Source organism: Microcella sp., assembly GCF_033763155.1.
GTDB lineage: Bacteria > Actinomycetota > Actinomycetes > Actinomycetales > Microbacteriaceae > Microcella.
In genome coordinates this window covers 1-11,218 of the sequence record NZ_JANRKZ010000268.1, presented here as the reverse complement: position 1 = coordinate 11,218, position 11,218 = coordinate 1, and the positions used below count along the sequence as shown (strand labels likewise).

Annotated in this window: 9 protein-coding genes and 2 tRNA genes; 6 read left to right on the top strand and 5 right to left on the bottom strand. The window is 68.8% G+C overall.

What is annotated here, in order from left to right:
- A partial coding sequence (gene tig, locus SFU54_RS11440; RefSeq protein ID WP_319016397.1) for a trigger factor occupies nucleotides 1-728 on the bottom strand: 728 nt, incomplete at its 3' end.
- 41 nt (nucleotides 729-769) lie between these two features.
- Nucleotides 770-846 (bottom strand) — tRNA-Pro (locus SFU54_RS11435).
- Nucleotides 847-995: 149 nt separating this feature from the next.
- On the opposite strand from SFU54_RS11435, the gene SFU54_RS11430 reads away from it, so the two are divergent.
- The 4 genes from SFU54_RS11430 to SFU54_RS11415 all read left to right on the top strand — a co-directional run bounded on the left by SFU54_RS11430 (nucleotide 996) and on the right by SFU54_RS11415 (nucleotide 3,661).
- A tRNA-Gly gene (locus SFU54_RS11430) sits at nucleotides 996-1,066 on the top strand.
- A gap of 108 nt (nucleotides 1,067-1,174) precedes the next feature.
- Entirely contained in the window at nucleotides 1,175-1,627 is a 453-nt protein-coding gene (locus SFU54_RS11425) for a DUF4279 domain-containing protein (protein WP_319016396.1), read from the top strand.
- A 188-nt stretch (nucleotides 1,628-1,815) separates the two neighbouring features.
- Nucleotides 1,816-2,376, top strand: coding sequence for an OsmC family protein (locus tag SFU54_RS11420; protein WP_319016395.1), 561 nt, complete (start codon nucleotides 1,816-1,818; stop codon nucleotides 2,374-2,376).
- Between the two features lie 28 nt (nucleotides 2,377-2,404).
- On the top strand, nucleotides 2,405-3,661 hold the full coding sequence (locus SFU54_RS11415; RefSeq protein WP_319016394.1) for an NAD(P)/FAD-dependent oxidoreductase: 1,257 nt from the start codon (nucleotides 2,405-2,407) through the stop codon (nucleotides 3,659-3,661).
- Between the two features lie 62 nt (nucleotides 3,662-3,723).
- Here SFU54_RS11415 and SFU54_RS11410 read toward each other — a convergent pair whose 3' ends face one another.
- Together SFU54_RS11410 and SFU54_RS11405 are read right to left on the bottom strand one after the other, a co-directional pair.
- Nucleotides 3,724-5,166: a hypothetical protein gene (locus SFU54_RS11410; protein ID WP_319016393.1), complete on the bottom strand. Its 1,443-nt coding sequence runs from the start codon at nucleotides 5,164-5,166 to the stop codon at nucleotides 3,724-3,726.
- Between the two features lie 7 nt (nucleotides 5,167-5,173).
- Nucleotides 5,174-5,707, bottom strand: a complete 534-nt coding sequence (locus tag SFU54_RS11405; RefSeq protein WP_319016392.1) for a sigma-70 family RNA polymerase sigma factor — start codon at nucleotides 5,705-5,707, stop codon at nucleotides 5,174-5,176.
- A gap of 82 nt (nucleotides 5,708-5,789) precedes the next feature.
- On the opposite strand from SFU54_RS11405, the gene SFU54_RS11400 reads away from it, so the two are divergent.
- A complete protein-coding gene (locus tag SFU54_RS11400; RefSeq protein WP_319016391.1) occupies nucleotides 5,790-9,476 on the top strand; it encodes an SCO7613 C-terminal domain-containing membrane protein in 3,687 nt (1,228 codons plus the stop codon).
- 10 nt (nucleotides 9,477-9,486) lie between these two features.
- Here SFU54_RS11400 and SFU54_RS11395 read toward each other — a convergent pair whose 3' ends face one another.
- Nucleotides 9,487-10,974 carry an amidohydrolase gene (locus SFU54_RS11395; RefSeq protein ID WP_319016390.1) on the bottom strand — a complete coding sequence of 496 codons (1,488 nt, stop codon included), beginning with the start codon at nucleotides 10,972-10,974 and terminating at the stop codon, nucleotides 9,487-9,489.
- Here SFU54_RS11395 and SFU54_RS11390 point away from each other — a divergent pair.
- On the top strand, nucleotides 10,973-11,218 hold a 246-nt coding region (locus SFU54_RS11390), incomplete at its 3' end, for a hypothetical protein (RefSeq protein WP_319016389.1). The two genes, SFU54_RS11395 and SFU54_RS11390, sit on opposite strands and share 2 nt — an antisense overlap.

Genomic DNA, 11,218 nt, shown 5'->3' with positions numbered 1-11,218 from the left:
CGCTCTTTCACCGAGAGAACCGAGACCTCGATCTGAGCCATCTCGCCCTCGTAGTCGCCGCCGAGCAGCTTCGACTCGAACGTCGTCTTCTCACCCGCGGTGAGAGTGTCGACGGCGTCGTCGATGCCGTCGATGAGCTCGCCCGAGCCGAGCTCGTACGAGATCGAGCTGGCCGTGTCGACCGTGGTGCCGCCGACCGTGGCGACGAGGTCGAGCTGCACGAAGTCACCCTTCTTGGCGGGGCGGTCAACCGTCACGAGCGTGCCGAAGCGGCTGCGCAGGTTCTCGAGCTCGGCTTCGACCTCGTCGGGAGTGACGTCGGTCGCCTCAACTTCGATCTTGAGGCCGTCGTACTTCGGGATCTCGAACTCGGGGCGAACATCCACCTCGATGGTCACCAGCAGGTCGCCGGAGAAGTCTTTCTCGCTCGGCCACTCAGTGATGTCGGCCTTGGGGCGACCGAGAGCACGAACGCCCTGGTCTTTCACGGCAGCGCGGTAGAAGCCGTCGAGGCCCTCGCTCACAGCGTGGTTGAGCACCTCGCCGCGGCCGACGCGCTGGTCGATGATGGGCGGCGGAACCTTCCCCTTGCGGAAACCGGGAATGTTCACCGTCTCGGCGATGTGCTTGTAGGCGTGCTGGATGCTCGGCTTGAGCTCGTCGGGCGTGACCGTGATGGCGATCTTGACGCGCGTCGGGCTGAGCTTCTCGACCGTGGACTGGACCAAAGGGGTTCTCTCCTGAGTGTTGTGCTGAAATCTTGGGGCTGTGGTCGGGGCGACAGGATTTGAACCTGCGGCCTCCCGCTCCCAAAGCGGGCGCTCTACCAAGCTGAGCTACGCCCCGAAACCGTGACCGTGAACCACGTCAGCGTCACGACGCGACGTCGCTTCGAAAAATGGCCTCGGCAAGTCTAGCCGAGTCGCCGCGCCGCTCGGCTGGGTGCTCGCGCCGATGCGATACGATGGAGGTCGCGCGGGCCTTGGGCCCAAAGCGGGGCTGTAGCTTAGTGGTAAAGCCTCTGTCTTCCAAACAGATGATGCGAGTTCGATTCTCGTCAGCCCCTCCGTTTTCTCTTGCGCCTGGCGTGGTCGGTGATCGCGCATCGCGTATAGTCCCTGCTATCGAGACCTGATCCACGCGCCTCGGCACCGAGCCACCTAGTCTCATAGTTGTGGCCGTCAGAAGCGTTCAAGCGTCATTGATCATCCGAGGGCTCGACCCGTCGAAGACGGCCGCGGCCGTCACGGCCGCGCTCGGCATCGAGCCCACGAAAAGTCACGAGTTCGGCGAACCTCACCAGAGCCCGTCACTCGCGGCTCGAGGAAAGACCACTCCCTCGAGCCTGTGGAGGTTTGACGAACGACGCACCGAGGCGTCGGAGGGTGACTTTCACGGCATGCAAAGCCTCGTGGCCCTTACCGAGCGGTTTGCACCCCATTCAGCGACCCTCGCTGAGCTGCGTCAGCACTACGACATCATCGTCGATCTCTGGGGGCACTCTGACAGCACGCAGGTCGGCTGGGTGATCGGCGAAGAAACCATGCGACTGCTCGGAACCATGAGCGCGACGCTGTTTCAGACCATCTACGCGGACCTCGAGTCGGATGGAGTCAATGAGGGTTAGCGGCCATCCCGTTGCCGCAGAGGCGCGACGCACCGCAACTGTGTCTCACTGACACACCGCACACCTCGATTGTCATATGACGTAACGCTTGTTCACACTCTGTCACTCAGCGAGCAAAGCCGGCTCAAGAGGTCTAACGTCGCAAACTACCGCCCCAGCGCGGACTACGACCTCTGAGGGAGCCCACCATGAGCACGACCACCGCACCTGTCGACAACGGCGTCAACACCGAAGCCCTCTTGGGCGCTCGGGATGCCCTGCGCGAAGCCCCCGCCGCCGCCCAGTTCACCTGGCGCGCCACCTCTGAGTGGGTTCGCGGCACGCACTCGAAGCAAACCATCGACCGCTTTGTCGGCCTCGGTGCCGAGCAGCAGCACAAGAAGGCCTTCGTTCTCGAGGGCGACCACCCCGAGGTGTTTGCGTCTGAAGACCACGCTCCGACCCCGGTCGAGACGGTTCTCGCGGCACTCGCGGGCTGCCTGACCGCCGGCGTTGCCGCCGTCGCACAGAACCGCGGCATCCAGCTTCGCTCGGTGAAGGCCGTCGTCGAGGGTGACCACGACATCCTCGGCATCCTCGGTGGCGACCCCGAGGTGCGCAACGGCTTCAACGACGTTCGCGTGACGTTCGACATCGACGCCGACGCGTCGAAAGAAGACATCGCCGCCCTCGTTGCCCAGTCGCAGAAGCGCTCGGCAGTCTTCGACGCCCTGACCAACCCGACCAACGTCACCGTTTCGGTCGCGTAGTCACCGACGAACCACTCGACACCGCCCCGTGCCCACCACCGACGTCATCGTTATCGGCGCCGGCCACACCGGCCTGGCGATGAGCCGACGCCTGACAGAACGGTCAATTGACCACGTCGTGGTGGAGCGCGGGGCGGTGGCGCAATCGTGGCGAACCGAGCGCTGGCCCGGTCTGCGATTGCTCACGCCGAACTGGCAGACCCGCCTTCCGGGCGGCGGCTACGACGGCGACGACCCGAACGGGCACCTCTCTGCCCCCGAGGTCGCCGACTTGCTCGCTGGCTACGCCCGCGCGATCGACGCTCCCGTGCACGACTCGACAACCGTCGAGCGCGTGAGCGCGGTCGACGAGGGCTACCAGGTTGACACCGACCAGGGAACGTGGCGCGCCTCGAGCGTGGTCGTCGCGAGCGGGGCCAACTCACGGCCGACGATACCCGCGTGTGCCGAGGGGCTACCGGGGAGCATCCGTCAGGTCACGACGCGCTCATATGCCGGGCCCGACTCGCTTCCCGATGGCGGCGTGCTCATTGTCGGCGCCGCGGCGACCGGCACTCAGCTTGCCGACGAACTCGCGCGCTCGGGTCGCCAGGTGGTGCTGAGTGTGGGCGAACACGTTCGACTACCGCGTGACTACCGCGGCCGCGACATTTTCTGGTGGATGGATGCCTCGGGAGTGCTCGACGAGCGCTACGACGACGTCGACGACATCGTGCGGGCGCGGCATGTTCCGTCTCCTCAGCTGGTCGGGTCTGCTGACCGACGAACGATCGACCTTGCCTCTCTGCGAGCACTCGGAGTCGAACTCGTGGGTCGACTCGGCGCGATTCGCGACGGAGTTGCCCTCTTCTCGGGCGGACTCGCCAACACGGTGAAACTCGCCGACTTGAAGGCAGAGCGACTGCTCGATCGCCTCGATGCCTGGGCTGTCGTGCGCGGCGTGAACGACGACGTGGATGCCCCTCACCGGCTCGACCCCACCGAGGTTGACGCGTCGCCGCGTCTCATGCTCGACCTGCAGAAGCGCGGCATCACCTCCGTCATTTGGGCTACGGGCTTCACCGCGGAGTATTCGTGGCTCGACGTTCCCGTGTTCGACCACAAGGGCCGCATTCGGCACGAGGGCGGGGTCATCACCGAGCCCGGCCTTTACCTGTTGGGCGCGAGCTTGCTGCGCCGACGCCGGTCGACCTACATCGACGGCGCCGCTGCCGACACGGCAGAACTTGCCGAACACCTGTCGCGGTATCTCGACGATCACGCGCGCGCGCACGTCCTCCTCTAATCGCGCGCACACGACAGAGCCCCCACGACCCAACTCGCGGGGGCTCTGTCGTTCGGTCGTGCTTAGTCTTCGAGGAAGGGAACAACCTCACCCTCGAAGGGCGCGGGCAGCTCGATGACACCCTCGACGAGCGAGACGATGGTGTTCCAGAAGCCATCCGGGTGCTGCATGGCATAGCCGGGCACGAGCCAGGCGTTGCCTTCGGCATCCCACATCAGAAGGAGGGTGGGCTCTGACGACTCGACCGTGACGGTGACCGTCTCGGGCTCAGGAATCGGCATCGGCTCGATCGTGGGGTCAACGATGGGCTCGTCGGTCGGCTCGACAACTGGCTCTTCGGAGGGCTCGGTCGGCTCGACGGTGGGCTCGGTGGGCTCAACCGGCTCGACCGAATCGGTCGGGTCGACGGGCTCGGCAGCGCCACCCTCGCTCGGCTCTGACGACACCGACTCGTCGGCGCTGCGAGTGACACCAGCACTGTCGGCGAGGAAGGCCATGCCGCCCTGGTAGTCAGGGCCGCCCGCACCAAACCAACGCCAGTCGCTCAAGCGCTCAACGGCTGCGGTAGGCGACACGGTGCCGAAGTCACCGCGGTCGACAACCTCGATCGAGTGGCCGTATGCCCACGCGATCTCGCCGAGCGGGCTCCACGCCACGCTGTAGTCGATCGCGGTGGCGATGCCATCGACGACGAGGTTGACGCTCGCCATCGTCTGCCACGCGTCAGCGGTCACCCGCACATCGTCGGCATCGACATCGAGACCGAGCTCGCTGAAGAGTTCAGCGGCCAGGGCCGCAGCCTCCGACTCGCTCGGCGCGAGCGACTCACTGGCCGGAACCTCGGGCACCGTGCACTCTTCGTACTCTTCCGTGCCCGTCTCGGTCTCGTAGCTGACCATCTCGCACACGGGCGGCGGGTAGGCGGCGGGGTTGTTGAACCACCAGTTGCCGGTTCCCGTCCACGTCACCGTGACCGAGGGCGCGGTGCCATCTTCGGGTCCGACCACATAGGTGGGGTACGTCGGGTCGAAGTACGAGGCTTCAACGACGTCACCATCGACGCCAAAGCGCTGCGCCAAATCGGCGAGCACCTGCTCAGGCGAGCCAACACGCCGCAACTGGTAGACGCTGCCGTTGCCGCCGTCGGTGCCGAGGTCGGGGCCAGCCACGTACTCGTAGTTGATCCAGAAGCCGATCTTGGTGTCAGACGACATCGCGGCTTCCGAGCCGCCGAGGGCCGAGGAGTTCGGTGCGCCGGCAGCCGCAGTGAAGAGCGGGGCGTTCGGGGCAAAGGGGTTGACGACGACGAGCGACCCCACGGCCACAGCCGCGACGGCGGCGAGCGATGCGCTCGCGAGCCGCGTGGTGCGTCCGTGGTTCACCAGCCGAGGGGCGCGACGACCCGGGGCCGAGGCAACAAGGTCGGGCGAGAGATCGGGGGCACCAGCATCCGTGCCCGCCGAACGCCGAAGGCGGTCAGTCAGGTTGTCTGTGTTGTCACTCATACCTGGTTTATGTCGCGGGGGCGGTCGATCTTTCAGAATCGGTCGAAGCAGTTTCTGCCTGCCCGTCGCTGAGCGCCGAGGCGAGCGCCTTCTTGGCGCGGTGCAGCCGGATGCTCACGGCATTCGCCGAAACACCGAGCGCCACAGCGGCATCGCTCACAGGCAGATCGTCAAGCACGACCAGTGCGAGCACCTCGCGGTCTCGCGGAGCGATCGACGCCCAGGCTCGGGCGAGTTCAGCGTCAGCGGTCACGAGCGACTCGGCCGACGGCGCCGAGTCGGGCACCGACAACAACCCCATGACCGAGGCCCGCGCGGCCAAACGACGGCGGTGATTCGCCACTTGATACGACGCGATGCGATACAGCCACGGCAATTCTTCACCCTCAGCCACCGACGCGCGCTTGCGCCACGCAATGGCGAAAACGTCGGCAGCGAGGTCATCAACGTCAGCACGGTCAACGCGGCGAGCCAAGTATCGGCTCACGGCGGGCAAGTGCTGGGTATAGACGGCAACGAACGGCTCGGTCGACTCGGGCATGGTTCCAGTCTGGTGCCGAGCGTCATGCACACGCATCCCAACGTTTCGCGCGTGTCGAACGTCACAGCACTAACGTGTGCGCATGAGCGATTCCACCCCCGATCGCGCCTGGGCAGGCCGCATCCTCTTTCCCCGGTCGGCTGCCGAGTTGCGGTCGACGAGCAGTTGCCCCGCGTGCTTCGTGCCCCTGACGTCTGTGGTCTGCGCGAGCTGCGGCCTTGACTTGCGGCACCCTGCCGCGGCCGAGCTTGCCGCGGCCTCTGCCGACATCGCTGATGCTCTGGATGCCCGCCTCGACATCATCGGCCGCATCCGCCGCGAGACTGCGGCCGCGGCCGTCGCGGCTCCTGCCCCCGCATCGGCCCCGGCATCGGCGGCTGCCGCCCTCGTCGCCACGCCGGGCGCGGCACCCGCGCACGCGCAGCCGGCGCCCACCGAGGATTCCCCGGCCGCAGCACCCGCGGCGAGCGCCGTCGCCACGGCCGGGCCGCGCCGCTCGGGCATCCAGATTTCGCTCGTCATCGTCGGCATCAGCTTGCTGTCGGTGTTCGCGGTCTTCGGCCTCGTTTACGCCTTCGTGACGTTCGGCAGTGTCGTGCGCATGTCGATCATCGTCGGCGGAACGCTCGCGACGATGGTCGCCGCCGCTCTGCTCGGCCGGCGCGGCCTCACCGCCACGGCCGAGGGCATCGCCGCCCTCGGCACCGTCATGCTCGTGCTCGATGCGTGGGCCTTGCGCCTCAACGACCCGAGTGGCATCGGAACAACCAACGAGACGATCTATTGGGGTGCCGCGCTTCTCATCGTGGGTGCGCTGGCCGCCCTGTGGTCGCGCGTCTCGACGCTCGCGATTCCGGCGGTCGTCGCCGCGGGCCTGTTGCCGATCGGCGCCGCCCTGACGACCGGGTATCTGCTGCCCGAACTGCTGCCGTCGATCATCGGCACAGAGCGCTTCGCGGGTGGGCTCGCGGGCCTGGCCGTCGCAGCCGTGTCGTGGTTGATTGTGCCGGCGGCGCGATCGGGCGCTCGCCGTGGCGCCCTCATCGTGGCGCAGAGTGTGGGCACCATTGCCGCGATCGTCGCGCTGCTCGCCATTCTCGAGCTCGACCCGCAGTCGCGATATTCAGCGGTGATCGCAGGTGTCGTGCTCGCCGCGGCCGCGGCACTGCACCTCGTGACGTTCGCGCCCGAGGTGCGGCGCGCTCGAGCGGCCGGCTCGCGCCGCGCTCTCGACACGCTGACGCTCGGGTCGATCGGGGCCGGTGCCGCCGTCGCCGCGATCGTAGGAGCCGTCATCTCGGCGTCGCGGTTCGACCAAGACCGGCTCGTCGTGAGCGCTCCCCTTATTGCCGCGACGCTCGTGGCCGTGCTCGCCGAGCAGGCCTGGCAGCGCGTGTCGGCCGAGGCGCCCGTGCGCACGGCCGCGGCATCAGCGACCATCACCGCCGCCGGTCTCACGGCCATCGCCGGTGGACTCGCGGCCATCGTCGCAATCGCGGCATTCGTCGAAGCAGGCACGCGGGGCCTGCAAATCATTCCCCTCGAGATCACTGATCCCGTCACCTCCGGTGAACCCGCCACGATCGCTGCGATCGCCTCGCTCGCGCTTGCGCTCGGCATCATCGCGCTCAGCTGGGCCACCCTCGGGGTGCTACTGCGTCGGGCCCGCGCGCTCACGCTCATTGGCGGCATCGTCGCCGTCGCCGCGGTTCCCCTCCTGCCGATGTGGTGGCTCGTCATGCTCGCGTTCGCACTGCTCGCGGTGGGCGCAGCCGTCGGCCTGCACCTCGCCACGCGGGTGTCGTCGACGGATGCTCGCCGCGCCCTCATCGCCCTGTGCATCCCCCTCAGCACGGGTGCGGCGCTCGGCGCCTTCGTCACGGGATGGGCCGTGCCGCGCGGCTGGGCACTGGGGCTCATCGTGGCCCTCGTGACCATCGCGATCGCTCGCCCGGCCACCGCGCTCGTGCCGCTGCGCGCCGGGTTCTTGGGCCTCGCGGCGGCACTCGTGCTCGGGTCGATGCCCGAGCTTGCGGGCGACCTCGGTGTGGCGCTGCCCGGGCTCGGCCTGAGCGCTGCGAGCACCGTGATCATTGCCGCCGCCGTGCTCATCGCGAGCAGCCAACTCGGCGGTCTCGCCCCGATCGAGCGGCAGGTCGTCGGCGGCGTCGCAACTCTTGCGGCCGTTATCGCCGCGTTCTTGCCCGGCGCCGCGAGCCTCGACGGGTCCCTCGCTCTCGGCCTCGTGGCGGTGGCCCTGTGCCTCGTGGTGATCCTCGGCCGTGCGGGCGCCGATCGCTCCGTCGAGCGGCGCCTGGCTCGCGTGCTGCTCCCCCTCGCGGTGGCACGCGCCGTGCTGCTGGCGCTCGAGAGCGAGCCGCTCGCGGTGGCGCCGAGCCTCGCGGCAGCAGCATCCGTCGGCGCGCTCGCGGTCGTGGCGATCGTGGGCCTGCTGGTTCAGCCGACCGCCGATCACGTCTCGGCTCGCGCACGCACCCTGCGCTCGACGCTTGGCGATGGCGCGCTCGACCGCGCCGCGGGCGATGTGGCCGCGGTGATCGCGGGCATCGGTGTGCTCGTGAGTGGCCTGAGTCGCGACCCCGACTCGACCCTCGGCTGGCTGCCTGTGCTGGTGCTGGCCGTTCTCGTGCTCGTCATCGCGACGAGCCGCGACGGACTCATCGGCTCACGCTCGCCCCGCCGCTTCATCGGCTGGGTCGCCCTCGCCATCGCAACGATTGCCCTGTGGATGCGACTCGCCGACACCGGCGAAACGACCGCCGAGCTCTATGTGCTGCCGCTCGCGGGCGCCATGCTGCTCGTCGTGGCAGCCAGCAGCCTGCTGGGTCGGCGACGCTCACAGCCGGGGTCGGCCTCGGCCGCTCCCCTCACGGCCGCGGCCCTGCTCGTTGCGCTGCTGCCCTCTGCCGTGCTGAGCGGACTGCACGCCGCCACCGACGATCAGCTCGCGGCCACGCGCGCGATCGTGGTCGCGGTGGTGGCGCTCTCCCTTGCGATCGTTCCGCTGCTGGCCGAACAGCGACTCGATTCCGCGCTGCCGCGCATGAGCAACGCGCTCGTGCTGAGCGGCGTTGGCGCTCTCGTGGTGCTCGCCGCGACGCAAACGATCGACCTGCTCGCAGCCGCGGCAGGCGAACCCCTCGCCCGCGCCGCACTCGTGCGCGCGGTGCTCGTCGTGCTCGTGCTGAGCGCCGTGGGCGTTGCCGCGTGGATGCTCGGCGAAGGCCGCCTGCGCACCATCGCCACGGCCGGCGCGCTCGGCTCGGCCGCGCTGGGGGCTGGGCTGCTCGGGCTCACGGGTGCCGTGGACCCGGTCGAACTCGTGAACGTTCCGCTCGCGATCGCCCTGCTCGCGGTCGGAACCCTGCACTTGGCCGCGGTCGACAGCGCCCGCAGTTGGCTCTGGCTCACGCCGGGCCTCGTGGCGTTGCTCGCCCCCTCGTTGCTCGCGATCGACGCCGTCGGCGAACCGCTGTGGCGGGCCGTCGCGATTGGCGTGGTCGCCGCGGCCGTATTCGTCATCGGACTCGTTCGGCGCTTACAAGCGCCGTTCGTGCTCGGCGGCATCGCCCTACTGATTCACCTGCTCGTGCAGTCGTGGCCGCTGCTGACCCTCGTGGGCGAGTCGGTCGAGTGGTGGCTGTGGCTCGGGCTCGCGGGCGTGCTCATCATCGTGATCGCCGCACGCTTCGAGCGGCGCATGCAGAACGCGCGCGACCTCGCGACGCGCATCGCCCAGTTGCGATAGCGGGGAGCAGTTAGCGCGCCGCGACCACGGCGCCGAGCGCGGGCGCCGCGTGCGTCACCGTTCCGCCGAGCATCGTGAGCGCCACCGGCATGGTGCGCAGCTCATCGGCACTCGCGGTGAGCGGGTCGACATCGAGTGCCACGAGATCGGCGGGCTCGCCGAGTGCGACAAGCGAGCGGGTCGACGCCGCGAGGGCTTCGACCACGGTGAGGCACTGCTCGGGGTGGAAGGCCGGTCGGCCGTCGCGCGTGCGACTCGTCGCCGCCGCGATGGCGATCCACGGGTCGAGCGGCGCCACGGGCGCGTCAGAGCCGAGCACGATGCGGGCACCCGCGTCGAGGAACGACCGCAACGCGAACGCCCGGCGCGTGCGCCCCGGCCAGTATCGCTCGGCGACATCGCGGTCGTCGACGGCGTGCTCGGGCTGCACGCTCGCGGTGACCCCGAGCGCCGCGAAGCGGGCAAAGTCACCGTCGTGCACGAGTTGCGCGTGCTCGATGCGTCCGCCTCGCCCGAGCTTGGCGAACACGTCGAGAGCCAAGCGGTTGGCGCCATCACCGATCGCGTGCACGGCAGGCTCGAAGCCCGCCTCGATGCCGCGGGCGAGCAAGGGGTGCAAGTCGCAGGGGGGAACGTTGAGGCGGCCGTAGGCCTCGGCGGGAGCATCCGGATACGGGTCGCAACAATACGCAGTGCGGGTGTTGAGCGAACCGTCGGTGATGACCTTGAGCGGGCCAACGCTCACGGTGCCGGCGAGGTGTTGACCCGAACGCATGCCCAGGTCGATCGCGCGGTCGAGGTGCTGGGGGTACACGCCAAACTCGACGCGCAGGGCGTCGAATCCGCTCGCGACGCGGCGCAGCCAGTCGTCGCGGTTCCAGCGCATCTCGAGGTCAACGACGCCCACGACTCCGCGGGCCGCAGCCTCGGCCGCAGCCTCCGCAACCCACGTGTCGAGCTCGGCGTCGGGTGCGCTGTCGAGGCGAGCCGTGATGGCGAAAGCCGCGTCTTCGCGCAGCACGCCATCACCGTCGGCGCCGGCCGAGGGCTCGACCGCGAAGTGCACAAGGGCCGCGCTGTTGAGCCAGACGCAGTGCACGTCGGCGCTGACGAGCACGATGGGGCGGTCGCTCGCGACGGTGTCGAGCAGGGCGGCGGCGGGCGCATCCGGCCACAAGCCATCACGGAAGCCCACGCCGACAACGACGGCGTCGCGAGCCTCGCCGCGAGCAATGGCCGAGCGCACGATCGCAACGGCCTCAGCGGCGCTCTCGGCAGCAGACAGGTCGATGCGGCGGCGGTGTTGCGCCCACTGCGTGAGGTGCACGTGTTCGTCCCACAAGCCGGGCATGATGAAGCGGCCCTCGAGGTCGATGTCGTCGAACGCGGCGGGGGCGGTTGCCGCGGGCACGATGCCGACGATGATGCCGTCGTCGATGAGCAGGTCGATCGGGTCGTGGCCACCGAGCGGTCTCGCGTTACGAATCGCGCGCGTCATGGTGTCTCCTCATCTCGCGGGCCAAACCGGGCTGGCTGTAGGGCCCGTCACCCTCAAGCTCGGCGACGATGTTCTCGATCACCTCGGGCGACTTGTTTTGGCTGAGCTTGGCGCGGGCATCGATGCGCGTCACTCGCACCCGAACGCCGACCGTGCCTCGGGCTACACGTCGAGAGTACTCCGGGTCGAGGTGCAAGCCTCGCGGCTCGGCGACGTGCTGCTCGAAGTGATCAGTCAAGTGCGC